Source organism: Amycolatopsis umgeniensis (assembly GCF_014205155.1).
In the GTDB taxonomy this organism is placed as follows: Bacteria; Actinomycetota; Actinomycetes; order Mycobacteriales; family Pseudonocardiaceae; genus Amycolatopsis; species Amycolatopsis umgeniensis.
This window is the reverse complement of sequence record NZ_JACHMX010000001.1, coordinates 5,106,484-5,129,761: the sequence shown is the minus strand read 5'-3', so window position 1 is coordinate 5,129,761 and position 23,278 is coordinate 5,106,484. Positions and strand designations below refer to the sequence as shown.

Here is a 23,278-nt window from a genome sequence, read left to right as displayed (position 1 = left end):
CCTCCGGCCGGAACGCGCGCGTGTCGATCACCTTCTCGACAAGGGGCGCAACTTCCATTCCAGTCATCGGACGTGCACCTCCGCTCCGCGATAGAGCGGCCCGACGAGCAGCGAACCCCAGCCGGGCACGTCCGAGGCGGACATGCCGACCTGCGGGGCGACCAGCTGCGCGAGGAAGTCCGATTCGGACGTGCTGTAGGTCGGGTTACCGGCGGGCGCGCTGCCGCCGTTTCCGTTGTAGCCGCCGTAGTTCGCGTAGTTGTTGGACGGCGAGAGACCGTCGTTGGTCGACCGTGCGGGCGGCTTGTGCGTGGTGCCGTCCTGGATCGGGCCGTCCGGCGGGTCCTGCGGGAACGGGTCCGGGAACTGTTTCAGGTCGTAGCAGCGCGGACCGCGTTTGTCCTCGAACTTCGGTTCGTCCTTGCCGGGCAGGTACGGGCCGCGGTTGACGGTGATCTCGATGGTCGCGTGCAGACCGGGCCGGTTGGTGCCCTTGCCGAGCGCCTTGTCGATCTTCGGCAGGACGTCGGCCATCTGCCCGACGACGCAGGGATACTCCGGCGCGTACTTGGCCAGCAGCTCCGCCGTCGGGCGGGCGCTGTCGGCGAGGCGGATCAGGTTGTCCGCGTTGTTCCCCAGGAAGGTCTGGAGATCGACCGAGGCCTGGGTGACGCTGCCGTAGAGGTTCTGCAGGTTCATCTTCTGGTCCACCACGGTGCGGGTGGTGGTGCTCAGGTTGTCCAAGGTCTGCACCAGATCCGGGGCGACGGCGTTGAGGTTGTCCGAGAACTCCGCCAGTTCCTTGAGGTTCCGCTGGAGCTGGGGCTCATGGGGGTTCAGGTCGCCGACGTAGGTGCCGAGCTGCGCGAGGGTGTCGCCGAGCTGGTCGCCGCGGCCGTTGAGCGCGGTCGAGATCGCCGAAAGCGTGCTCGACAGCTTCTGCGGCTGGACGGCCTGGAGCACCGGCATCAGATGGGCGAAGGCCTGCTCCAGTTCCACCGCGCTGGACGTGCGGTCCTGGGTGATCACGTCGCCCTCGGCGATCGTCTTCACCGAAGGGGCGGCCGGGATCTCGAGGGAGACGAAGCGCTCACCGAACAACGTCTTCGGCAGGAATCGCGCGGAAACGTTCTGGGGGATCAGTTTCGCGGACTCCGGGTTCAGCGCGAGCGTGAGCTCGGCGCCATCCGGCGTCGCGGCGATCTCCTTCACCGAACCGACGATGAGGCCGCGGACCTTGACGTCGGACTGCTTGAGCAACTGGTTCCCGATGCTGCTCGATTGCAGCTTCACGCTCACCACCGGGGTGAACGCCTTCTCGTACAAGGCGATGCTCAGCGCCACACCGCCGACGATGACGGCGACGAGCATCAGGCCCAGTAGCCTGCGCCGGACTGTCGCGATCATCCTGCGATCCTCACCGTGACGTCGGTTCCCCAGATCGCGAAACCGATGAAGAAGTTCATGATGGACACCGTGACGATGCTCAGCCGCACCGCCTTGCCGACCGCCACGCCGACGCCGGCGGGGCCACCGGAGGCCCGGTATCCGAAATAGCAATGGGACAGGATGATCAAGACGCTGAACAACAGCACCTTGATGAACGAATAGAGCACATCCTGCGGTGGTAAGAAGAGGTCGAAATAGTGGTCGTAGGTTCCCGCTGACTGGTTGTAGATGTAGATAACGACCAATCTGGACGCGAGATACGAACTCAGCAGGCCGATGACGTACAGCGGGATGACCGCGACGAAACCGGCGATGATCCGCGTGGTCACCAGGTACGGCAGGCTCGGCACGCCCATCACCTCGAGCGCGTCGATCTCCTCCGAGATCCGCATCGCGCCCAGCTGGGCGGTGAACCCGGCGCCGACGGTCGCCGACAGCGCGAGGCCCGCGACCAGCGGCGCGATCTCGCGGGTGTTGAAGAACGCTGTGAGGAAGCCGGTGAAGGCCGAGGTGCCGATCGAGTTCAGCGCCGAGTAGCCCTGGAGGCCGACGAGGACACCGGTGAACAGCGTCAGGCCGACCATCACGCCGACCGTGCCGCCGATGACCGCGAGCGAGCCGGAACCGAAGCTCACTTCGGCGAGGAGCCGGAGGACCTCTTTGGTGTAGCGGCGCAGCGTCCGCGGCGTCCACAGCAACGCGCGGCCGTAGAACGACATCTGGTCACCGAGGGTGTCCAGAGTCTGCAATGGACGGTTGGCGACCCGCTTGGCGCCCTGGAGAAAGGTCATGCGTCAGTCCAGCTTTCCGGGCACGATCTGCAGGTAGATCAGCGTGATCACGAAGTTCACCACGAACAGCATGAGGAACGTGATGACGACCGACTGGTTCACCGCGTCGCCGACGCCCTTCGGGCCGCCGGACGGGTTCAGTCCCCGGTAGGAGGCGACGACCGCGGCGATGAAGCCGAAGATCAGCGCCTTCAGCTCGCCGACCCAGAGGTCGGGGAGCTGGGCCAGTGCGGAGAAGCTCGCCAGGTACGCGCCCGGCGTCCCGCCCTGGAGGACGACGTTGAAGAAGTAGCCGCCGAGCACGCCGATGACGCTGACCATGCCGTTCAGCAGGAGCGCCACCAGCATCATCGCGAGCACACGCGGCACGATGAGGCGCTGCACGGCGGAGACGCCGAGCACCTCCATGGCGTCGATCTCTTCACGGATGGTCCGCGCTCCGATGTCGGCGCAGACGGCGCTACCGCCGGCGCCCGCGACCAGCAGCGCGGTGACCAGCGGACTGGCCTGCTGCACGGTGGCGAGCACCGACCCGGCGCCCGTGTAGGACTGGGCGCCGAGCTGGCGGGCGAGCGAACCGAACTGAAGCGAGATGACCGCGCCGAACGGGATCGCGACGAGCGCCGTCGGCAGGATCGTGACGCTCGCGATGAACCAGGCCTGCTGGATGAACTCCCGCAGCTGGAACGGGCGCTGGAAAATGCCACGAACGATGTCGAGGCCAAGGGCGAACAGGTTTCCGGTCTCGCGCAACATGCCGATTCCGGGAATCTTCGCCGATGAAGCGGGAGAGCTCACGCGCCACCTGACCCCGGATCATGTGGCCGCATGCGGTGGTTGCCCGGTCTCCCCGGATGCGGGATCGAGGCGACCTGATCGTCGGGCAGCTGCCCCTGGTGGTGGTTCGGCATCGAGCCGTCGCTCGGCTGCGAACGGTGCCCCGCGGCGGCGAGGCGCTGCGGGCGGACACCGTAGTGCTGCTGCTCCTCCGGGGAGAGCGACTCGATGATGCTCTGCTGGGCCTCGTGCGGGAGACCGGACAGGATCTGCATGACGCGGTCCTTGCGGCGGACAGCGCCCATCCGCGTCGGCACGCCGGGGGTGGGCTGCATCTGCGGCGGCACCCCGCTGACGTCTTCGACACCGCCCGAGTGGTGACCGGCCTCGAACATGGCGCGCTCGGCGGCGAGCTGGGCCGAGTCCTTCTCCTCGCTCATGCCGATGGGGCCGTCCATCTTGCCGTTGAGGAACTGCTTGACGACCGGCTCCTCGCTGGTCAGCAGCACCTCGCGCGGGCCGAACATGACCAGTTCCTTGCGGAACAGCATGCCCAGGTTGTCCGGGACGGTGCGGGCGAGGTTGATGTTGTGCGTGACGATCAGGAACGTCGCGTCGATCTGCGCGTTGACGTCCAGGAAGAGCTGGGAGATGTAGGTGGTGCGGACCGGGTCGAGGCCGGAGTCCGGCTCGTCGACCAGGATGATCTGCGGGTCGAGCACCAGGGCGCGGGCGAGGCCGGCGCGCTTGCGCATACCGCCGGAGATCTCGCCGGGCAGCTTCTTGTCGGCGCCGTTGAGACCGGTCATCTCGAGCTTCTCGAGCACGATCCGGCGGACCTCGGTCTCCGACTTCTTCGTGTGCTCCCGCAGGGGGAACGCGACGTTGTCGTAGAGGTTCATCGAGCCGAAGAGGGCGCCGTCCTGGAAGAGGACGCCGAAGAGCTTGCGCACCTCGTAGAGCTGGTGTTCGGAGCACGTCACGATGTCGACGCCGTTGATCATGCAACGGCCCTTGTCGGGCTTGAGCAGACCGATCATCGACTTCAAGAAGACGGACTTACCGGTTCCGGACGGACCGAGCATCGCCGAAACCTCGCCCGGAGGCAGGGTCAGCGTGACGTCCCGCCAGATGGCCTGCTTACCGAAGGACTTGCTCAGACCTTCGATGACCACCTCGGCACCCATCGCACCTCCAGGAGCTGTTCCGCGTCGTCGCGCACTGCCTTCCCGTCCCACTGGCTCGGGAGGGCGCATGCGTCCGCGCAGCGATACCCGCGTCAACCAGGTGCAACGAGCTGAGTGCGAACAGGTTACTCACCAGTTTTCTTTTCTGGCCAGACCCGCGGGTAACTTTTCGCGCAGCCCGCTCCGGCCCGTGCACCGCTAGCGGCACCGTAGTGCACGTCACCCCTCGGCGCAGATCCACAACCCGCCCCTTACCCCAGGTCGGCGCGGTGCCGCGTCGCGTTTAGCCCGCTAAACGCAGGTCAGCGGGGGTCGCGCCGGGCCGCCCCCTGGAGCGCCTTTAGCGGGCTAAACGCGATCCGGCGCCCTCGGCTCGCTCGGATGCTTAGCGTGGCTACGCGTCGCGATTAGGGGGCTAAAGTCGACGCGCGCGGGGGCCGGAGACAGCGAAGGGGCGGGCATCCGAGTGGATGCCCGCCCCTTCGACGGTGCTGCGGTAGGCGCTGACGCGCCCGAGATCACTTGATGGTGATCTTGGCGCCCGCGGCCTCGAGCTTCTCCTTGGCGGCCTCGGCGGCCTCCTTGTCGACCTTCTCCAGGAGGGCCTTGGGAGCGGCCTCGACCAGCTCCTTGGCCTCCTTCAGGCCCAGGCCCGAGACGACCTCACGGACGACCTTGATGACCTGGATCTTCTTCTCGCCGGCCGACTCGAGGACGACGTCGAACTCGTCCTGCTCCTCGGCGGCGGCCGGGGCGGCACCGGCCGGGCCGGCGGCGACGACGGCAGCCGGGGCGGCCGCGGTCACGTCGAAGGTGGTCTCGAATTCCTTGACGAACTCGGACAGCTCAAGAAGGGTGAGCTCCTTGAAGGCGTCGATCAGGTCCGCGGTGCTCAGCTTCGCCATGGTGGCTTTCCTCTCTGAAACGAACTAAAAAACGTTCGGGGTGGGGGTTGTTCAGCTCTCGGCGGGTGCTTCGGCTGCTTCGGTACCGGCGTTGCGCTGCTTGTCCTCCAGCGCGGCAGCCAGGCGAGCGACCTGGGACGCCGGCGCCTGGAACAGCGCGGCGGCCTGGGACAGCTTCGCCTTGAACGCGCCCGCCGCCTTGGCGAGCAGGACCTCACGGCTGTCGAGATCGGCGATCGTGTTGATCTCGTCCACGGACAGCGTCTTGCCGTCCATGAAGCCGCCCTTGATCACAAGCGCGTTGTTGTCCTTCGCGAAGTCGCGAAGCGCCTTCGCGGCGTCAACAGCTTCACCTTCGACGAAGGCGATGGCGGTCGGGCCGACGAACAGGTCTTCAAGGCCCTCGATACCGGCGTCCGTGGCGGCACGCTTGACGAGGGTGTTCTTCGCGACCCGGTACTTGGCACTGGTGCCGAGAGCGCGGCGCAGCTGCGAAAGCTGGGACACGGAGAGGCCGGTGTACTGGGTAACGACTGTGGCCGAGCTGCTGCGGAAGCTCTCCGCGATCTCGGCGACGGCCGCCTCCTTGTCGGGCTTCGCCATGGTCGCCTCCTCTCTTGGCTAGTGGTCCACTGGCCTTGAGAGCCCTGAAACGACGAAACGCCCCAGCGCAGACAGGCGCGGGGCGTCAGGGCACGCGACAAAGTACGTCGCGGGCGAGCCTCGTTCCTCCTGCGCGGGTCGCCCGCCCTAGCGGGGCCTTCGTTCTCCAGGCCAGATGACCAGGAGAAGACCAGCGGTCTTCGGTAGAACCTTGACAAGAGTACGTGACCCCGTTCGCCCCCTGCTCGCACCCCCCTCCAGATCGCGTTTAGCCCGCTAAACGCGACCGGCGGAGTGCGCCGGGGCTCTCGCGAGGCATCATGGTGACGTGGCGGAGCAGCGTGATGACGGAAAGCCGGGCAGTGAGCCCGGCACGGACATCGAGCCCAAGGCGGGAGGTCAGCCCGCGCCTCAGCTGGACGAGGAGCAACTGCGCCAGTTCCAGCAGTTTCAGCAGTTCCAGGACTATCTGAAGTTCACCGAGGCCCAGCAGCAGGGCCTCGTGCCGACACAGCCCACGCAGCCCGTGACCCAGCATTACGCCCAGCCGCCGGGGCCGCCTTCCGGCACGCTCGTCCCGGCTCCTCGGCCGCGAGTGCCGCGCTGGCTGCGACGCCTCGGCGGGAAGCTCCTGGCCTGGGTGATCGTGATCGTGCTGATCTGCGTCGGGGCCACCATCGCGTACCGGCAGATCTTCCCCAGCGACGCCGGGCAGACCACTGCGGAATTCGTTCAGGGTGGCGGCGGCAAGCACCACACCAACCAGGTCCTTTCGACCAACCCCTGGGAAGCCGTGCGCGCGATCTACGACACGATCGGCAAGCCCTATCCGCCCGCCACCCGGGTCGAAAAGGTCTGCCTCTCGATGAGCGAACAGGCGCAGGCCGAGTTCGCCCGGAATCTCGGCTACCCGGACTGCGCCACCGCTGTCCCGGCCTTGAACGCCAAGGTCACCGACATCACGCCGTACATCTACGCGGTCCGCCCGATGTCGAGCGTGGTCCCGCGCCAGAACCTGACGATCCACTCGTGCTGGTACAGCATCCGCGGTGGCCCCCTGCTGGGCAGCTTCACCCTCCAGGAAGTCGAGATGGGCCAGTGGCTGATCACCGGGCACGCGAACTCCCCGGAGCCTTGCCCGGCTCCCCCCACCGGCAACTGACCTGGGCCTCGTCACCCCCAGATCGCGTTTAGCCCGCTAAAGGCGAGTGCCCGCCGGATCGCGTTTAGCCCGCTAAAGGCGACGTGGGTCAGAGGTCGTGCGAGGTGAGGAAGGCCGCCAGAGTGGAGCCGAAGGCGGGGTGCATGACGGCGGTCATGTGATCGCCGGGGACGCGCACGAGCCGGGCGCCGGCGATGGCGGCGGCCAGGCGTTCGGGTTCGGCGGCCAGCGGGTCGGTGTCCCCGGCCAGGATCAGGGTCGGCACCGCGATCGCCGTCAGGTCCAGTTTCGGGTTCGCGGTCCCGCGCGCGACGGCGGCCAGCGCGACCCGGTCGGCGCGCAGCGCGTCGGCCAGCGCCCGGAAAGGCGCCGAAGACGGCGGAAGCGCCGAAGGATCTTCCGCCAGCAGCGCCTCGCTGATCGCGTCCGGGGTGACCACTCGCGTGTCCACACCCCCGAAGTCGACGATCCCCGAGCCGACCCCGCCGATCGCGAGGCACCGGATCCGCGGATCGGCGGCCACCGCGCCGAGCGCGATCATCGCGCCCATCGAGTAGCCGACCATCGACACCTCGTCGAGGCCCAGCTCGTCCAGCAGCGCCGACACGTCGCGGACCATCGCGTCATCGCCGTAGCTCGCCTCGTCGTGCGGCTTCGCCGACCGCCCGTGCCCGCGCGCGTCGAGGCTGATCACCGGTAGTCCGGCGTCCTGGAGGGTGTCGACGACGCCGGGAGCGATCCAGTTGGCGTTCGTATCCGCCGCGAAGCCGTGCTGCAACAGCACGGGACGTCCTTCACCTTCCCAAACGGTGTAGCTCAGCTGGAGCCCGTCGAACGACGCGAAGGTAGGCATCCCTCCAGCAAACACGAAAAAGGGGCGACCCCGCCGTAGCGGGACCGCCCCTTTCTCAGTGATGTCTAACTCAGACTCACGCTTCCTCGGAGAGGAGGTTGCGGGTCCGGGCCGGGTCGACCGGGACACCCGGGCCCATCGTCGTGGAGATCGTGACCTTCTTCAGGTAGCGACCCTTCGCCGACGACGGCTTGGCGCGCAGGATCTCGTCCAGCGCGGCCGCGTAGTTCTCCACCAGCTTCTCGGTGTCGAACGAGGCCTTGCCGATCACGAAGTGCAGGTTGGCCTGCTTGTCGACGCGGAAGTTGATCTTACCGCCCTTGATGTCCGTCACGGCCTTCGCGACCGCGGGGGTCACGGTGCCGGTCTTCGGGTTCGGCATCAGGCCACGCGGGCCGAGGATGCGGGCGATGCGGCCGACCTTGGCCATCTGGTCCGGCGTCGCGATCGCGGCGTCGAAGTCGAGCCAGCCACCCTGGATGCGCTCGATCAGTTCGTCCGTGCCGACCACGTCCGCGCCGGCGGCCTCGGCCTCGGCGGCCTTGTCACCGACGGCGAAAACGATGACGCGAGCGGTCTTACCGGTGCCGTGCGGCAGGTTCACGGTGCCGCGGACCATCTGGTCGGCCTTACGAGGGTCGACACCGAGGCGCATGGCGACCTCGACGGTGGCGTCCATCTTCGACTTGGAGGTCTCCTTGGCCAGCTTCGCGGCCTCGAGCGGGGCGTACAGCCGCTCGCGGTCCACCAGCTCGAGGGCCTGACGGTAGGCCTTGCTGTGCTTGGTCATGCTTCTGTCCTCAACTCTTCAAAACGGATCAGTGTGGTGTTGGAGCCAGCACTGGCTCTCCCACGTGGTGCTGGAAAGAACAGCGTCAGTCGACGACCGTGATGCCCATCGAGCGGGCGGTGCCGGCGATGATCTTCGCGGCCTGGTCGACGTCGTGCGCGTTCAGGTCGGATTCCTTGGTCTTCGCGATGTCGCGGACCTGGTCCCAAGTGACCTTGGCGACCTTGGTCTTGTGCGGCTCGCCGGAGCCCTTCTCCACGCCCGCGGCCTTCAGCAGCAGCTTCGCGGCCGGCGGCGTCTTGAGCTTGAAGTCGAACGAACGGTCTTCGTACACGGAGATCTCGACCGGGACGACGTCCCCGCGCTGCGACTCGGTCGCGGCGTTGTAGGCCTTGCAGAACTCCATGATGTTGACGCCGTGCTGACCCAGCGCGGGGCCGACCGGCGGCGCGGGGTTGGCCGCACCCGCCTTGATCTGCAGCTTGATGATCGCCGCAAGCTTCTTCTTCTTGGGTGGCATTTCGTTTGTTCCTTCTTACTGACTTGAGTCCCCCGCACACCTGCCAGTACGCGGGGACTGCCGGCCGTCTGGCGGCCGTCAGATCTTGGAGACCTGGTTGAACGACAGTTCGACCGGGGTCTCCCGGCCGAAGATCGACACCAGGACCTTCAGCTTCTGCCCGTCCACGTTGACCTCGGAGATCGTCGCGGGGAGCGTCGCGAACGGGCCGTCCATGACGGTGACCGACTCGCCGATCTCGAAGTCGACCTCGACCGCGGGGCCGCCCAGCTGCGACTCGCTGGAAGAGGAGTCGCCCTTGCCGGACTTGGCGGGTGCCGCCGTCTCGACCTTGGGCGCGAGGAACTTGAGCACTTCTTCCACGGTCAGCGGCGACGGACGCGACGTGGCACCGACGAACCCGGTGACGCCCGGCGTGTTGCGCACCGCGCTCCACGAAGCGTCGTTCAGGTCCATCCGGACCAGGATGTAGCCGGGCAGCACCTTGCGCTGCACCTGCTTGCGCTGGCCGTTCTTGATCTCGGTGACCTCTTCGGTCGGGACCTCGATCTGGAAGATGTAGTCCTCGACGTCCAGCGTCTGGGTGCGGGTCTCGAGGTTGGTCTTCACCTTGTTCTCATAACCCGCGTACGAGTGCACGACGTACCACTCACCGGGAGCGGCGTTGAGTTCCGCGCGCAGCTTCTCGACCGGATCGACGTTCTCGTCGACCTCAGGCTCGGCCGTGGCGGCGTTGTCGTCGTCTGCGTTGTCGTCGGACGCCTCTTCGGCCTCCACGACATCTCCGGCTTCGTCGACCTCGTCGCCTGCGGCGGGCACCTCGACGGAGTCCAGGTGCTCGGACTGCTCGTCGCCGAGTGCCGCGTGCACCTGCTCGTCGGAAAGCTCGGTCAGCTCATGACCGGCTGCTGTGCCGTTGTCGGAGGTCACGTTCCGTCCTCTCAGTTGATCGGTTGCCGTGGCGCAGGCCACCGTGCGGTGCGCTCAAGCACCGCTACCGGCTGCCTCAGCTGCCGAAGACGGCACCGACGACCTCTTTGAAGGCCAGGTCGAGGCCGCTCACCAGCGCCACCATGAACACCACGAAGACCAGCACCACCGCGGTGTAGGTGACCATCTGCTTGCGGTTCGGCCAGATGACCTTGCGCAGCTCGGCCCAGACTTCGCGGATGAAGCGCATCAGCCGGGCGAAGATCGACGCCTGCTTCGGCTTGCGGTCGCGCTTCGGAGTCGCCGTGCCCTTGGCGTCCTTGGACTTCTCGGTCTTGTCCCCGGCCTTCGCCTTGCCGGCGGGACGGGTCTTGTCGTCCGACTTGGCGTCGGCCTTCCCGGACGGGCGCGCGGACGCACGGCGCTCACGCCGGGCAGCGGCGGTCACCGGGCGGGACTCTTCGTCGGGCTTCTGCCCGGCGCCGTCCTGCGCCTTCTCACCGCTGGCGTCGCTGTCGCTCACGACCACTCCTCCGCCTTCACCAGTTCGCTTACGCAGGGGTGACAGGACTTGAACCTGCAACCTGCGGTTTTGGAGACCGCTGCTCTGCCAATTGAGCTACACCCCTTTGGAGCCCCGATGCTCTGGAGCTCCCGAGGACGCATTCCATCGTCCCCACCGCCGTGGCGGGGATGACCGTAGTGCGTTCCGAGACCAGAAGTCTACGGCAACCCCCGAACAGCTTCGCAACCGCGCCCCTCGAAGGCGGCGCGGAGCAGCCTTCCGCGGGGAAAGTCCCCCCGGCCGACCCCATGATCGTGCCACGATGTCGCCATGAGCGCTCCCGCACCCTCGCCTTCGGCCGCCTCCCGCGTCTCGGCCCGCATCGGCGGCATCACGCCGTCGGCCACGCTGGCCGTCGACGCGAAGGCCCGAGAGCTCAAGGCGCAAGGCCGTCCGGTGATCGGGTTCGGCGCCGGGCAGCCGGACTTCCCGACCCCGGCCAACGTGCTCGAAGCCGCCGAAGCGGCCGTCCGGGACAGGGTGAACCACGGCTACACGGCCGCGGGCGGGCTGCCGGAGCTGCGCGAGGCGATCGCGGCGAAGACCGTCCGCGACTCCGGACTCGAGGTCGACCCCGGCCGTGTCCTGGTGACCAACGGCGGCAAGCAGGCGGTCTACTCGGCGTTCGCGACGCTGCTCGACCCGGGCGACGAGGTGCTGCTGCCCGCGCCGTACTGGACGACCTACCCGGAGTCGATCGCCCTCGCCGGTGGCGTCGGGGTGCAGGTGACGGCGGACGAGACGACGGGCTACCTGGTCACCGTCGAGCAGCTCGAAGCCGCCAGGACGCCACGCACGAAGGTGCTGCTGTTCGTCTCGCCGTCGAACCCGACGGGCGCGGTGTACCCGCGCGAGCAGGTCGAGGCGATCGGGCGCTGGGCGCACGAGAACGGCCTCTGGGTCATCACCGACGAGATCTACGAGCACCTGGTCTACGACGGCGCCGAAGCGCCTTCGATGCCCGTCTTGGTCCCGGAACTCGCCGATCGGACGATCATCCTCAACGGGGTCGCGAAAACATACTCGATGACTGGCTGGCGGGTGGGCTGGCTGCTCGGCCCGCAGGACGTGGTCAAGGCGGCGACGGCGTACCAGTCCCACTTGTGCGGCAACGTTTCGAACGTCGCGCAGCGGGCCGCGCTGGCGGCGGTGAGCGGCCCTCTCGACGCCGTTTTCGCGATGCGCGAAGCTTTCGACTCCCGGCGTAAAACGGCGCTTTCGCTGCTTTCCGAGATCGAAGGAGTGGAAACTCCGGTGCCACTCGGCGCCTTCTACGTCTACCCGTCGATGAAAGCCTTGCTGGGCAAGGAGATCCGCGGCGAGCGACCGGCCGACACGGTGGCGCTGGCCGATCTGATCCTGCGCGAGGCCGAAGTCGCCGTGGTGCCCGGCGAGGCGTTCGGGACACCCGGATACTTCCGGATTTCCTACGCACTGGGCGAAAAAGACCTCACCGAGGGGATCACCAGGATGGGCCGGCTGCTCGCGGAAGCACGGTGACCGCGATGCGCCTGGGAATCGCCCTTCCGCAGTACGGTCCTCTGGCGTCCTTGGGTGCCGTCACGGGTTTCGCCAGTGCCGCCGAGGAACTCGGGTACGAGTCCTTGTGGGTCGGGGATCGGGTGCTGGCCCCGGTTTCGCCGTCGGACTTCTATCCCGGCGGCACGCCGGAACGGCCGTACCCGCCCGAATTCGTCACCTTCGCCGATCCGCTGATCCTGCTGACGGTGGCCGCGAGCGTCACGAAGAACGTCCGGCTCGGCACCAGCACGCTCACCGGGACGGTGTATCCGGCCGTGGTGCTCGCCCGGATGCTCACTTCGCTGGATCAAGTGAGCGGAGGCCGTCTGGACGTCGGGCTGGGCACCGGATGGCTTCGCGACGAGTACACCGCGACAGGCACTCCCTGGCAGGGGCGCGGCAGGCAACTGGAGGAGCTCCTCGACGTCCTTCGGAAGTTCTGGACCGGCGACCCGCTCGAGCACGAGGGCGAACGCTGGCGGATCCCGGAGTCGAAGGTGGGACTGCGACCGGCGCAGAGCCCGCATCCGCCGGTGTTGCTGGGCGGACGCTCGGCCGCGGCGCTGGACCGCGTCGGACGCCGCGCGGACGGCTGGTTGCCCGCCGGTTTGCCCGCGCCCTACCTCGCGAAGCTCTGGGAAACCGTGGTGAGCTCGGCGGAGAAGGCGGGCCGCGACCCCGGCACGCTGCGACGGGTACTGCGGATCAACCCGAAGCCGGGCACCGATCTCGGGGACGTCGCGGCGACGCTGGAAGCGGCCGCCGAAACCGGGGTCACCGAAGCCTTCGTCGACCCGCACTACCTCGCACGGGACGTCAGCCACGCCCTCGATCTCGCCGCCGAGCTGCGCGCTCTCGTTCCGAAGGACTGAAGGCCCTCCCCGGCGGGAAGGGCCTTCAGAGGGTCAGGATTCGCCGTCGGCGAGCTGCACGAGGGCGTGCGCCTTCGCGGCGTACTTCCAGTTGCCGAGGTCGCGGACGGTCTTGATCTTGAGTTCCGCGAGGACTTCGTCGTGCTTCTTGGTCAAGCCCTCGAGCGCGGACGGCGGAGCGTCCAGCAGCTCGTTGATGCTCTTGTCCTCCCACGCCTTGTCGACCAGCTTGTTCAAGTTCAGGCTCACGTCATTCGCCTTTCCTCGGGGCTAGGTACGAGCCCCACCCTGAACGTGATCCACGTCTCAGGCAACCGGTGATCACCCGTTCACGCGTAGTTCACCGACGGTCGGACCCATGACAACGCGACCCTGGTCGCGTACAACGAACGGGTGACGCAGCGGAGAACTGGCGGCGGCTGTCTGTTCCTGGTGATCGTGCTATCCGTCCTGGGGATCGCTTACCACCTGTGGGAGCGAGGGACATCGGTGACACCAGCGGGGGTCACCACTTCGGATGGCTCGGGCCGATATGTGGCCCTGGGTGACTCCTATACGGCCTCGCCGGGCACCGGGCGGCCCGTGGGCACACCGGTGGGCTGCGACCGCTCGGACAACAACTACCCGAGCCTGCTCGCCGCGAAGCTGCGGCCGGCGCAGTTCGCCGATGTCAGCTGCGGCGGCGCCACGACCGAGCACCTCACCGGCGAGCAGAAGACGCGCGACGGCACGAACGCTCCGCAGCTCGACGCGATCAATGGCGACACGACGCTGGTGACCGTCGGGATCGGCGGCAACGACGTGGGCTTCGTCGGCTTCGCGAGCGAGTGCGCGACGCAACTTCAGACCGCTTCGCCTTGTAAGACCCGGCTGACGATGGGCGGACGCGACCAGCTCGCCGAGCGGATCACCGCCGCGGCGGACCGGCTCGGCGGGATCTTGGACGAGATCCGCTCCAGGGCGTCCAAAGCACGCGTCGTGGTCGTCGGCTACCCGACGGTGCTTCCGGACGACGACGCCGGCTGCTGGCCGGTCCTGCCGGTCGGTGCGGGGGACGTCGCCTACTTCCGCGACTCGCTGGAGCGGCTGAACACCGCGTTGGAGGAGACGGCGAAGGAGCACGAAGCGGGCTTCGCCGACATGTCGACCGCCAGCAAGGGGCGGGACATGTGCAGCGCCGCGAACCGGCGGTGGGTCGAGGGGCCCGCGCCCGCGGTCCCCGCGGCGCCGCTGCACCCGAACGCCCGGGGCGAGGAAGGCATGGCGGAGGTCATCGTGAAGCTGCTGAAGGTCGCGTGACTCGCGTGATCAGGCGCGGGACTCGCGTGATCAGATCCGTGACTCGCGTGATCAGACACCGCACACGAGAGATCCGCGTCTGATCACGCGAGATCCGGGTCTGATCACGCGAGTGCGGGGTCAGGTCACGCTCGGACGACCGCTTGGGCCTTCCCGAGGACGGCCTTGCCGTCGAACTTGGCGGTGATGTCGATCCGCGCGGTGCCGTCGTCGTTGACCACGGCGACCTTCCCGGTGAACTCGATCCTCGCCGCGCCGTCGTTCGGCACGACCACGGGGCGCGTGAAGCGCGCGAAGTAGTCGATGAGGCGGCCGGGGTCGCCGAGCCAGTCGGTGACGAGCCGCGCCCCGAGCGCCATGGTGAGCATGCCGTGCGCGATGACGTCCGGCAGGCCGACCTCCTTGGCGAAGGCCTCGTTCCAGTGGATGGGGTTGAAGTCCAATGAAGCGCCCGCGTAGCGCACCAGCTGGTCCCTGGTGACGTCGATGGTCAGCGGCGCCAGTTCTTCTCCGACGGTGAACGTGCTCACGCGCCCTCCCCTCGGACCACGAGCTGGGCGTACGTGGTGGCGATCGGGCCGCCGTCGGCGCCGGAGATCTCGGCGCGCAGGTTGATGAAGTCGTTCCCGGCGCGGGTCATGATGTTGTCGATGTACGTGGTGAGCGACAGGACGTCGCCCGCGTGCACCGGCCGCGTGTAGGTGAACCGCTGGTCGCCGTGGACCATCCGCGAATAGTCCAGGCCCAGCTCGGGGTCCGAGACGATCGCGTTGATCGAGGCGAGGTTGATGATCGTGAGGAACGTCGGCGGCGCGATGACGTCGGGGTAGCCGGCCGCCTTCGCCGCTTCGGTCTCGCGGTAGAGCGGGTTCGCGTCGCCGAGCGCGTCGGCGAACTCCCGGATCTTCTCGCGACTCACTTCATAGGTACTGGTCGGCGGGTACGCCCGCCCGGTGAACGACTGATCCAAGGCCACCCGAGCAGGCTACCCAACCCGGAAAATACCGAAGCCGCCCTGGTGACCAGGACGGCTTCGGGGTAAGACAGGTAGAACCGCTAGACGCTCAGCGGGTCTCTTTGTGAGTCCGGTGCGTACCGCAGTTCGGGCAGAACTTCTTCATCTCCAGGCGATCCGGGTTGTTGCGCCGGTTCTTCTTGGTGATGTAGTTGCGGTGCTTGCACTCCTCACACGCGAGCGTGATCTTCGGTCGCACGTCAGTGGCAGCCACAGCATTTCCTTCTCTACTAGGCCTGGGATACCCAGGATTACCGCGTAGCGGTGGCCGGACTTGAACCGGCGACACAGCGATTATGAGCCGCTTGCTCTGCCAGCTGAGCTACACCGCCCTTACATACCCCTAACCGCGACACGCTTGCGTGACGCGGTTAAGGTAGCGAGCCCCTTTACGGAATCGAACCGTAGACCTTTTCCTTACCATGGAAACGCTCTACCGACTGAGCTAAAGGGGCCTTGCCCTCTCGCGAGGACTTGGAAAGATTAGCAACACCTCCGTGAGCCCCGTGAAGGAGGGGTCACTTTAGCGCAAAACCTCAGGTCAGCAGGGTCAAGACGGTCTCGGAGTGGCGTCCCGGCGAGCGCGCCGTACGGGCCTGCAACCACGCCTCCAGGCGATCCTCCGGCAGCGGACGCGAGATGAGGTAGCCCTGTGCCACGTCACATCCCATCGCCTCGAGCTGATCCCTCGCGACGTCCTCCTCGACGCCCTCCGCCACGACCGTGAGGCCGAGCGAGTGGCCCAGTTCGACGATGGAACGCACGACGGCGAGGTCGCCGAGGTCGGTGCCCATGCCGAGGACGAAGCTCTTGTCGATCTTGACCTGGTCGACCGGGAGCTGCCGCAGGTAGGCCAGCGACGAGTACCCGGTGCCGAAGTCGTCGACGGCGAGCACGATGCCCAGCGAGTGCAGCTCCCGCAGGATCGGCAGCGCCTTCTGCGGGTCGGACATCACACCGGATTCGGTCAGCTCGAAGGTGAGCAGCTCGGGCGGGATGCCGAAGCGGTCGAGTTCGCGCGCGACCTTCGTCGGGAAGTCCTCGTCGGCCAGGTTCCGCACCGACAGGTTGACCGCCGCCGAGATGCGCAGACCCTCGTCGAGCCACTTCCGCACGCGCTTCAGCGACTCTTCGAGGACGAAGGACGTCAGGACGCCGATGAGGCCCGCCGCTTCGATCGCCGGCACGAACTCGTCCGGGCCGAGCCTGCCGAACTCCGGGTGCACCCAGCGCACCAGCGCCTCGACACCCTGGATCTGCCTGTTCGGCAAGGTGATCTTCGGCTGGTAGTGGACGCTCAGCTGGCCTTCTTCGAGCGACTGCCGGAACTGCGTGACCATCTGGAACCGGCGCATGAAGATCTGGCCCATGCTGGCCATGTAGCCGCGGACCTCTTCACCGCCCTTGGTCGCGCGGACGGCGACGTCAGCGCGCTGCAGGAGCCCGTCGACGTCGACCTGGTCGTCGTCTTCCGCCGAGGACGTGGCGTAGCCGATCATCGCGTTGGCTTCGACGGAGAGCCGGTCCACCGGGTACGGGGCGACGAGTTCCGCGCGGAGCAGTTCCGCGGCGGCCTGGGCGCGTTCCGGCGCGCAGCCGACGAGGAGCGCCGCGAAGGACGCGCCTTCGAGCCTGGCGAGCGGGACGTCGGGGCCGAGCGCGTCGCGGATCCGGCGGCCCGCGGCGATGACCATCCGATCGGCCCACACGTAACCGAGTGCGTCGCTGACGGTGGAGAAGACGTCGAGGTCGACTCGCAGCACGACCGCGTCGACCTGTTCCCGCAACGGTTCCTTGGCGACCTGCCGGAAGCCCGGCCGGTTGAGCAGACCGGTCAGCGGATCGTGGTAGGCGTCGTGGCGCAGGGTCGCGAGCAGGCGCCGGTTGTCCAGCGAGGTCGCGAGGTGGCTGGCCATCGTGCCGAGCAGTTGGACGTCGTACTTGCCGAAACCACGCCAGCGGGACAGCCTGTCGTGCGCTTCGACGACGCCGAGGAGCTGGTTCGCGCTCCGCAGCGGGACGACCAGCGCCTCCTGCGCGCCGCGATCGAGCAGCGCGGAGCGGACGTCGGGATTGGCTTCGGTGATCCGGAAGTGCCGGACGTGCGCGCCGGGCAGGCGCAGCAACGGGTCGTCGGCGGCCGGGTCGACGGGTGGCAGCTCGTCGCCCGCGACGACCATCCGCATGGTGTCCTTGGGTTCCAGCCGCAGCCTGAGCACGACACGGCCGGCGGCGAGCTGGTCTTTGATGCGTTCGGCGATGGTCGCCCACTCGCGGACGTCCACGCCTCCGACGAGCTCGTCGGCCCGGCCCGCGGGACGCGCGGCGGCCTGCTGGCCGGATCTTGCGACCATGAGACTGACGTCGGACAGTGCTTCCATGTCGCGCTGTTCGCGGAGCAGATCGGAGTACGCCCAGTACAACGCGGTGAGCCCGAGGAAGACGGCCAGCACGAGCGGCCAGGCCTTCGGCGTACCGGAAATGACCAAATAGCCGGAAAGACCGACCGAAGCGTTGACGAATCCGACGACGAGGATGCGGCCGGTCAGCCGGATCGCGGTGCTGACCCGCATGCGGCGGCGCAGCACGCGGACGGCGGCGAGCGCGAGCAGCGTGCTGACCAGCGGCGCTGTCAAAGTGCCTGCCAGCGCGGCGATCCAGGTCATGTCGTGGGCGCCGGAGGCCTGTTTCACCAGCCCTGCCACGGCGAACGCGCCGGTGATCTCCAGCAGGAAGGCGCCGGCGTTGTAGAGGACGCGGCCCGCGACCTTGCGGGCCAGCAGTGTTCCGATGCCCGCCGCGAGATGCGCGGCGAGGACGACTTCGAACGGTGCGACGAAGAATCCGATGACCAGGGGGATCTCGGTGAACGAGATCGTCCACGAGATGCCGCTGCGGACGTCGACGTTGATGCCGAGTTGTTCGGCCAGCAGGAACGCGAGCGCGAGGATCGGCCCGATCCACAACAAATCGTCCGAGGCTTCGAAGTCCAGCCAGAGGCTGACCGCGGCCGCGGCGGCGATGCCCATGGTGAGTACCGCGAAGGTGTAGACGCGGAACCGTCGCTCGTCGGTACGAGCCTCCGTAACGGCGCCTCCCTTGCCCGGTGCCGCCTGTGCGGCGCTCACGGGCCTGCCGTTCGTGTCCGGCATCCGACCTTCCTTCCCGGCTGCCCAACCGGTCTTGTCCTACCGCGACCTCGGGATGAGGGCAATACAGTACCCCGGAGGGCGTACCCAAGTCCCATTCGAGACAGTATGAGATCACCCCAGGGTTAACAATGGGCGCGTCGCGCTGACCTGCGTGGACCAAGGGGTGAAATGGGAGCGTTATTCGCGTTCCTTCCGACTACCGGAAGTCACCTGGCGCCACGCCCCGGCCAATCTCGTGAAGTTCCCGTCGGACCCGTCAGTAGGGGCTTGAATAGTCCTATGAATAGCCACGCCATCGCCGCCGGGCATGCCGAGCGGCTCGCCACCGTGGACGCCCTGCTCCCGGAAATGCCTGCACTGGAGCCTGTCGAGGGCTCCGTGTCACTCTCCGCGACAGCGGGCGACTCGGCCGCCGCCGGATTGTCGGTACGGACTGAAGCGGGCCCCGATTCTGTTGACTCTCCGTGGCGGGCCCTCGTCGAACATCGCCTCGAAGCGCGGCTCACCGGCCCCCGTCCGGAAGAGGCCCTCGACGCATTACTCACCCGATGGGATGAACATCTGAAGACGGTCGCCCCACCTGGGGATGTCGAAACGGCGGCGACCGTGGTGCGGCCCAGCCGCGATTCGCCCGGCTCGGCCGAATTGCTGCGCCGCGGCTTCGCTCCGGTGCTGGTGATCGCGGTCCGTCCGGCGGACCGGCTGGCCGTGACGGGACCGCCCGCCACTCCCGGGGTGCACATCCGGCCCGCCGAAGCGGATGATCTCGAAACCGCCGTCGGGCTCGAACTGGAATTGCAGCGCTATGACGCGCAGTTCGGTTCGGTCACTTTGCGCGAGGGCGCGGAGGAGGCGATCACCGCGGACCTGTCGAAACAGCTGGAGCGGGAAAACCCGACGTTGTGGATCGCGGAGTTATACGGGCGTCCGCTGGGCATGGTGCGGGTGCAGTTCCCCGACGAGACGGCGTGGATCGGCGGCCGGGTCGCGGCCGAGCGGGTCGGCTACCTTTCGTCGCTGGCGGTGGCCGAACCGGCGCGATCGAGCGGGGTGGGGTCGGCGCTCGCCGCGCACGCGCACCAGATCTTCGACGAATGCGGGACCGAAGCCGTGCTGCTGCACCACGCGCTGGCCAACCCGCGCTCGACGCCGTTCTGGTACGCGCAGGGCTATCGGCCGCTGTGGACGTACTGGCAGCGGCGACCGGCGGTTCCCTGATCCCGATAGGCTCTTTCGCAGAAGATCAGGGGGTTTTCTGTGACGAGGGACGATGACACGGCCCCGGTGGCGCCGACCGGGGTCGACACCGAAAAGCCGTCCGCGGCGAGGATCTACGACTGGTTTCTCGGCGGAACCCACAACTGGGCCGTCGACCGCGAGTTCGCCCGCGCGCTGGAACGGCAGTGGCGGTGGGTGAAACCGGGCGCGCGGCACAACCGCGAGTTCATGAACCGCGTCGTGCGCGCGGCGTTGGACGCGGGGATCCGGCAGTTCGTCGATCTGGGTTCCGGTGTCCCGACAGCCGGGAACGTGCACGAGATCGTCCAGGAGGAACTGGAGCCGGGCGATGCGGCGAAGGTCGTGTACGTCGACTACGAACCGGTGGCGGTGGCGCACGCGGAACTGATCCTCGAGCGGCACGAGGCGACCGACTGGGCCGGGATCGTGCATGCCGACATGCGGCGGCCTAAGGACGTCCTGCGGCATCCGGAGACGCTGCGGCTGATCGATTTCTCGCAGCCCGTCTGCCTGATGATGATGGCCGTGCTGCATTTCGCCGGGCCGCACGACGATCCGCCCGCGCTGGTCGCGACCTATCGGAACGCGCTGGCGCCGGGTAGCTGGCTGGGGCTGTCGCATATGAGCTTCGGCGGGCAGACCGGTCCGGACGCGGACGGGCTCGGCTGGATGGTCGAGCAGTACCGGAAGACGAGTAACCCGGTGTGGATGCGGGACCGCGAGGAGATCGAGCCGCTCTTCGGGGACTGGCCGCTGCTGGAGCCCGGGGTCGTCCACCTGCCCGACTGGCGTCCGGTCCGGGAGCTGCGGCGGGACGAGGAAGGCGCCCGGCCGTTCGCCTGGTGCGGTGTCTCCGTCCACCCCTGACGTCCGACCTCTGCCGCCTGCGCGTCGCGTTTAGCGGGCTAAACGCGACGCTTTGGGGCGCGGAGATCGGAGGGGTGGGGCACAAAGGGGGCCGGGTGTCGCGAAAGCCACTTTCGGGACACCTGACGTCTCGAAAGTGGCTTTCGCGACGTCCGCCCGACTCGAAACATCCGATGCCTACCCGCGTCGCGTCGCGTTTAGCGGGCTAAACGCGACGCGTTGGGGCGCAGAGATCGGAGGGGTGGGGTGATCGCTGACGGCGAACAGTGGGAGGAAACAAACGGGTCGATCGGAGAGTTGAGCTAGGCAGACTCAACTAACCGAGGAGTGCACAGATGACCGACAACCGCCTCCTGCCCGTCCTCCCGCTCGATGACGACGTCGTGCTGCCGGGCATGATCGTCCCGCTCGACCTCGCCGACACGGAGACGCGGGCCGCGGTGGAGTCCGCCCAGGCCAACACGCCCGCCCAGGCTTCCTTCCCCGGGATCCGCTCCGGCACCACCGCCAAGGCCGAGGTCCTGATCGTCCCCCGCGCCCACGGCGAGTACGCCGAGCTCGGCACCATCGCGACCGTCGAGCGCATCGGCCGCGTCCCCGGCGGCAAGACCGCGGTGCTGCTGCGCGGCACCCGCCGCGCCGTCGTCGGCCGCATCGCCGACGGTCCCGGCGCCGCCCGCTGGGTCCACGCCGAGGTCGCCACCGAGACCACCGACGACAACTCCGCGAAGCTCGCGTCCGAGTACAAGAGCGTCGTCCTCGCGATCCTCCAGCAGCGTGGCGGCTGGCAGATGATCGACGCCGTCCAGGAGGTCGAGGACCCGTCCGCGCTCGCGGACCTCGCGGGCAACTCGTCTTACCTGAACACCGAGCAGAAGCTCGAACTGCTCTCCACGCTCGATGTTTCGGCCCGCCTCGAAAAGGCTCTCGAATGGAGCCGTGAGCAGCTGGCCGAGCTCGAGGTCACCGACACCATCCGCAAGGACGTCCAGGAGGGCATGGAGAAGCAGCAGAAGGAGTTCCTGCTGCGCCGCCAGCTCGAAGCGATCCGCAAGGAGCTGGGCGAACTCGACGGCACCGCCAACGACGACGACTACCGCGCCCGCGTCGAGGCCGCCGAGCTGCCGGACGCCGTCAAGAAGGCCGCACTGTCCGAAGTGGACAAACTGGAGCGGACTTCGGACCAGTCCCCCGAGGGCGGCTGGATCCGCACGTGGCTCGACACCGTCCTCGAACTGCCGTGGAACAACCGCACCACCGACGTCCACGACATCGCCGCCGCGCGCGAAATCCTCGACGCGGATCACGCCGGTCTCGACGACGTGAAGGAACGCATCATCGAGTACTTGGCCGTCCGCAAGCGCCGCGCCGAATCGGGTCTCGGCCCGGTCGGTGGACGGCGTTCGGGTGCGGTGCTCGCGCTCGCCGGTCCTCCCGGGGTCGGCAAGACCTCGCTCGGCGAGTCCGTGGCGAAGGCGATGGGACGCGAGTTCGTCCGCGTCGCGCTCGGCGGTATCCGCGACGAGGCCGAGATCCGCGGTCACCGCCGCACCTACGTCGGCGCGCTGCCCGGCCGGATCGTCCGCGCCATCAAGGAAGCGGGCTCGATGAACCCGGTCGTGCTGCTCGACGAGATCGACAAGGTCGGCGCCGATTACCGCGGCGACCCGACGGCCGCGCTGCTGGAGGTGCTGGACCCGGAGCAGAACCACACGTTCCGCGACCACTACCTCGAGGTCGAGCTGGACCTGTCCGACGTCGTGTTCCTCGCGACGGCGAACGCGCTCGAGACCATCCCCGGGCCGCTGCTGGACCGGATGGAGCTGGTCACCCTCGACGGCTACACCGAGCACGAGAAGGTCACCATCGCCCGCGACCACCTGCTCCCCCGCGAGCTGGACCGCGCGGGCCTCGCCAAGGACGACGTCACGCTGACCGACGACGCCTTCAGCCGCATCGCCGCCGAGTACACGCGGGAAGCCGGGGTGCGCAACGCGAACCGGACCATCGCGAAGGTGCTGCGGAAGGTGGCGACCAAGGTCGCGCTGGACGAGGTCGAGCTGCCGCTGACGATCGACGCCGACGGGCTCGAGACCTACCTCGGCCGCCCGCGGCACCTGCCGGAGTCTTCGCTGCCGGCGTCGACGCAGCGCACGTCGACCCCCGGCGTGGCGACCGGTCTGGCGGTGACCGGCGCCGGCGGTGACGTCCTCTACATCGAGGCGTCACTGGCGGATCCGGAATCCGGCTCGACCGGGCTGTCGCTGACAGGCCAGCTGGGTGACGTGATGAAGGAGTCGGTGCAGATCGCGCTGTCGTACCTGCGTTCGCACGGCGCGGAGCTGGAACTGCCGGTCGGCGACCTGAAGGATCGCGGCATCCACGTGCACGTCCCGGCGGGCGCGGTGCCCAAGGACGGGCCGAGTGCCGGAATCACGATGACGACGGCGCTGGCGTCCCTGCTTTCGGGCCGGGTCGTGCGGTCGGACGTCGCGATGACCGGTGAGGTGTCGCTGACCGGGCGCGTGCTGCCGATCGGCGGGGTCAAGCAGAAGTTGCTGGCCGCGCACCGGGCGGGGATGAAGACGGTGATCATCCCGCAGCGCAACGAGCCGGATCTCGACGACGTCCCGGCCGAAGTGCTGGCCCAGCTGGACGTCCACGCCGTGGCGAACGTCCGCGACGTGCTGGACATCGCGCTGGCCCCGGCGTCCACGCCGGTCGCCCAGGCCGCGTAACGCCCGAAGCCCCGGATCCCGCCCAGGATCCGGGGCTTTCGGC

General features: G+C 68.0%; 23 protein-coding genes and 3 tRNA genes. 7 read left to right on the top strand and 19 right to left on the bottom strand.

Annotation, left to right across the window (positions count from 1 at the left end):
* Positions 1–63 precede the first annotated feature (63 nt).
* The 6 genes from HDA45_RS24305 to rplJ form a co-directional block, all read right to left on the bottom strand.
* Positions 64–1,407, bottom strand: a complete 1,344-nt coding sequence (locus HDA45_RS24305) for an MCE family protein (RefSeq protein WP_184899004.1) — start codon at positions 1,405–1,407, stop codon at positions 64–66.
* Positions 1,404–2,240, bottom strand: a complete 837-nt coding sequence (locus HDA45_RS24300) for an MlaE family ABC transporter permease (RefSeq protein WP_184899002.1) — start codon at positions 2,238–2,240, stop codon at positions 1,404–1,406. The genes HDA45_RS24305 and HDA45_RS24300 overlap by 4 nt, the downstream gene beginning before the upstream one ends.
* A 3-nt stretch (positions 2,241–2,243) precedes the next feature.
* Positions 2,244–2,996 (bottom strand): MlaE family ABC transporter permease, encoded by a 753-nt coding sequence (locus HDA45_RS24295; protein WP_020633292.1) that lies wholly within the window; start codon positions 2,994–2,996, stop codon positions 2,244–2,246.
* 38 nt (positions 2,997–3,034) lie between these two features.
* Positions 3,035–4,204, bottom strand: coding sequence for an ABC transporter ATP-binding protein (locus HDA45_RS24290; protein WP_184899001.1), 1,170 nt, complete (start codon positions 4,202–4,204; stop codon positions 3,035–3,037).
* A 518-nt stretch (positions 4,205–4,722) separates the two neighbouring features.
* Complete coding sequence (gene rplL / locus HDA45_RS24285) at positions 4,723–5,109, bottom strand: 50S ribosomal protein L7/L12 (RefSeq protein WP_184898993.1); 387 nt, start codon at positions 5,107–5,109, stop codon at positions 4,723–4,725.
* Between the two features lie 51 nt (positions 5,110–5,160).
* Positions 5,161–5,712, bottom strand: a complete 552-nt coding sequence (gene rplJ, locus HDA45_RS24280; RefSeq protein ID WP_184898991.1) for a 50S ribosomal protein L10 — start codon at positions 5,710–5,712, stop codon at positions 5,161–5,163.
* Between the two features lie 328 nt (positions 5,713–6,040).
* Between rplJ and HDA45_RS24275 the strand changes: the two genes are divergently transcribed.
* Entirely contained in the window at positions 6,041–6,874 is an 834-nt protein-coding gene (locus HDA45_RS24275) for a hypothetical protein (protein WP_184898989.1), read from the top strand.
* Positions 6,875–6,962: 88 nt separating this feature from the next.
* Here the strand turns inward: HDA45_RS24275 and HDA45_RS24270 are convergent, their stop codons facing one another.
* The 6 genes from HDA45_RS24270 to HDA45_RS24245 form a co-directional block, all read right to left on the bottom strand.
* The gene (locus HDA45_RS24270; RefSeq protein WP_184898987.1) at positions 6,963–7,727 is read right to left on the bottom strand and encodes an alpha/beta fold hydrolase; all 765 of its coding nucleotides are present in this window, start codon (positions 7,725–7,727) and stop codon (positions 6,963–6,965) included.
* A 76-nt stretch (positions 7,728–7,803) separates the two neighbouring features.
* Complete coding sequence (gene rplA / locus HDA45_RS24265; protein ID WP_184898985.1) at positions 7,804–8,517, bottom strand: 50S ribosomal protein L1; 714 nt, start codon at positions 8,515–8,517, stop codon at positions 7,804–7,806.
* Positions 8,518–8,602: 85 nt separating this feature from the next.
* Entirely contained in the window at positions 8,603–9,037 is a 435-nt protein-coding gene (rplK, locus tag HDA45_RS24260) for a 50S ribosomal protein L11 (RefSeq protein ID WP_076164368.1), read from the bottom strand.
* Positions 9,038–9,115: 78 nt separating this feature from the next.
* Positions 9,116–9,967, bottom strand: coding sequence for a transcription termination/antitermination protein NusG (gene nusG / locus HDA45_RS24255; protein ID WP_184898983.1), 852 nt, complete (start codon positions 9,965–9,967; stop codon positions 9,116–9,118).
* A gap of 76 nt (positions 9,968–10,043) precedes the next feature.
* Entirely contained in the window at positions 10,044–10,496 is a 453-nt protein-coding gene (gene secE, locus HDA45_RS24250) for a preprotein translocase subunit SecE (protein WP_184898981.1), read from the bottom strand.
* A 27-nt stretch (positions 10,497–10,523) separates the two neighbouring features.
* A tRNA-Trp gene (locus HDA45_RS24245) sits at positions 10,524–10,596 on the bottom strand.
* 206 nt (positions 10,597–10,802) lie between these two features.
* Between HDA45_RS24245 and HDA45_RS24240 the strand changes: the two genes are divergently transcribed.
* Both HDA45_RS24240 and HDA45_RS24235 read left to right on the top strand, forming a co-directional pair.
* On the top strand, positions 10,803–12,032 hold the full coding sequence (locus tag HDA45_RS24240; protein ID WP_184898978.1) for a pyridoxal phosphate-dependent aminotransferase: 1,230 nt from the start codon (positions 10,803–10,805) through the stop codon (positions 12,030–12,032).
* The gene (locus tag HDA45_RS24235; protein ID WP_184898976.1) at positions 12,029–12,925 is read left to right on the top strand and encodes a TIGR03619 family F420-dependent LLM class oxidoreductase; all 897 of its coding nucleotides are present in this window, start codon (positions 12,029–12,031) and stop codon (positions 12,923–12,925) included. Before HDA45_RS24240 ends, HDA45_RS24235 begins: the two co-directional genes overlap by 4 nt.
* Before the next feature lie 33 nt (positions 12,926–12,958).
* Here HDA45_RS24235 and HDA45_RS24230 read toward each other — a convergent pair whose 3' ends face one another.
* Entirely contained in the window at positions 12,959–13,174 is a 216-nt protein-coding gene (locus HDA45_RS24230) for a hypothetical protein (RefSeq protein ID WP_184898974.1), read from the bottom strand.
* A gap of 144 nt (positions 13,175–13,318) precedes the next feature.
* On the opposite strand from HDA45_RS24230, the gene HDA45_RS24225 reads away from it, so the two are divergent.
* Positions 13,319–14,224 (top strand): GDSL-type esterase/lipase family protein, encoded by a 906-nt coding sequence (locus HDA45_RS24225; protein ID WP_184898972.1) that lies wholly within the window; start codon positions 13,319–13,321, stop codon positions 14,222–14,224.
* Positions 14,225–14,349: 125 nt separating this feature from the next.
* Here the strand turns inward: HDA45_RS24225 and HDA45_RS24220 are convergent, their stop codons facing one another.
* The 6 genes from HDA45_RS24220 to HDA45_RS24195 all read right to left on the bottom strand — a co-directional run bounded on the left by HDA45_RS24220 (position 14,350) and on the right by HDA45_RS24195 (position 18,391).
* Positions 14,350–14,754: a MaoC/PaaZ C-terminal domain-containing protein gene (locus tag HDA45_RS24220; protein ID WP_184898970.1), complete on the bottom strand. Its 405-nt coding sequence runs from the start codon at positions 14,752–14,754 to the stop codon at positions 14,350–14,352.
* Positions 14,751–15,200, bottom strand: a complete 450-nt coding sequence (locus HDA45_RS24215) for an FAS1-like dehydratase domain-containing protein (protein WP_184898968.1) — start codon at positions 15,198–15,200, stop codon at positions 14,751–14,753. Before HDA45_RS24215 ends, HDA45_RS24220 begins: the two co-directional genes overlap by 4 nt.
* An 88-nt stretch (positions 15,201–15,288) precedes the next feature.
* A complete protein-coding gene (gene rpmG / locus HDA45_RS24210; RefSeq protein WP_005152047.1) occupies positions 15,289–15,453 on the bottom strand; it encodes a 50S ribosomal protein L33 in 165 nt (54 codons plus the stop codon).
* A gap of 45 nt (positions 15,454–15,498) precedes the next feature.
* Positions 15,499–15,571: transfer RNA gene (locus HDA45_RS24205), tRNA-Met, on the bottom strand.
* 50 nt (positions 15,572–15,621) lie between these two features.
* A tRNA-Thr gene (locus HDA45_RS24200) sits at positions 15,622–15,694 on the bottom strand.
* An 81-nt stretch (positions 15,695–15,775) separates the two neighbouring features.
* Entirely contained in the window at positions 15,776–18,391 is a 2,616-nt protein-coding gene (locus HDA45_RS24195; protein WP_184898966.1) for a putative bifunctional diguanylate cyclase/phosphodiesterase, read from the bottom strand.
* A gap of 279 nt (positions 18,392–18,670) precedes the next feature.
* Between HDA45_RS24195 and HDA45_RS24190 the strand changes: the two genes are divergently transcribed.
* The 3 genes from HDA45_RS24190 to lon all read left to right on the top strand — a co-directional run bounded on the left by HDA45_RS24190 (position 18,671) and on the right by lon (position 23,235).
* Entirely contained in the window at positions 18,671–19,609 is a 939-nt protein-coding gene (locus HDA45_RS24190; RefSeq protein WP_184898964.1) for a GNAT family N-acetyltransferase, read from the top strand.
* A 39-nt stretch (positions 19,610–19,648) separates the two neighbouring features.
* Positions 19,649–20,497 (top strand): SAM-dependent methyltransferase, encoded by an 849-nt coding sequence (locus HDA45_RS24185; RefSeq protein ID WP_184898962.1) that lies wholly within the window; start codon positions 19,649–19,651, stop codon positions 20,495–20,497.
* A gap of 335 nt (positions 20,498–20,832) precedes the next feature.
* Positions 20,833–23,235, top strand: a complete 2,403-nt coding sequence (gene lon, locus HDA45_RS24180; protein WP_184898960.1) for an endopeptidase La — start codon at positions 20,833–20,835, stop codon at positions 23,233–23,235.
* Positions 23,236–23,278 lie beyond the last annotated feature (43 nt).

Bases quoted from the DNA above. Each gene is read 5' to 3' on its own strand.
- HDA45_RS24290 (WP_184899001.1), bottom strand. From the start codon at position 4,204: ATGGGTGCCGAGGTGGTCATCGAAGGTCTGAGCAAGTCCTTCGGTAAG.
- lon (WP_184898960.1), top strand. From the start codon at position 20,833: ATGACCGACAACCGCCTCCTGCCCGTCCTCCCGCTCGATGACGACGTC.
- HDA45_RS24305 (WP_184899004.1), bottom strand. From the start codon at position 1,407: ATGATCGCGACAGTCCGGCGCAGGCTACTGGGCCTGATGCTCGTCGCC.
- HDA45_RS24195 (WP_184898966.1), bottom strand. From the start codon at position 18,391: ATGCCGGACACGAACGGCAGGCCCGTGAGCGCCGCACAGGCGGCACCG.
- HDA45_RS24240 (WP_184898978.1), top strand. From the start codon at position 10,803: ATGAGCGCTCCCGCACCCTCGCCTTCGGCCGCCTCCCGCGTCTCGGCC.
- rplL (WP_184898993.1), bottom strand. From the start codon at position 5,109: ATGGCGAAGCTGAGCACCGCGGACCTGATCGACGCCTTCAAGGAGCTC.
- HDA45_RS24295 (WP_020633292.1), bottom strand. From the start codon at position 2,996: ATGTTGCGCGAGACCGGAAACCTGTTCGCCCTTGGCCTCGACATCGTT.
- rplA (WP_184898985.1), bottom strand. From the start codon at position 8,517: ATGACCAAGCACAGCAAGGCCTACCGTCAGGCCCTCGAGCTGGTGGAC.
- HDA45_RS24300 (WP_184899002.1), bottom strand. From the start codon at position 2,240: ATGACCTTTCTCCAGGGCGCCAAGCGGGTCGCCAACCGTCCATTGCAG.
- rplK (WP_076164368.1), bottom strand. From the start codon at position 9,037: ATGCCACCCAAGAAGAAGAAGCTTGCGGCGATCATCAAGCTGCAGATC.
- HDA45_RS24270 (WP_184898987.1), bottom strand. From the start codon at position 7,727: ATGCCTACCTTCGCGTCGTTCGACGGGCTCCAGCTGAGCTACACCGTT.
- HDA45_RS24190 (WP_184898964.1), top strand. From the start codon at position 18,671: ATGAATAGCCACGCCATCGCCGCCGGGCATGCCGAGCGGCTCGCCACC.
- rplJ (WP_184898991.1), bottom strand. From the start codon at position 5,712: ATGGCGAAGCCCGACAAGGAGGCGGCCGTCGCCGAGATCGCGGAGAGC.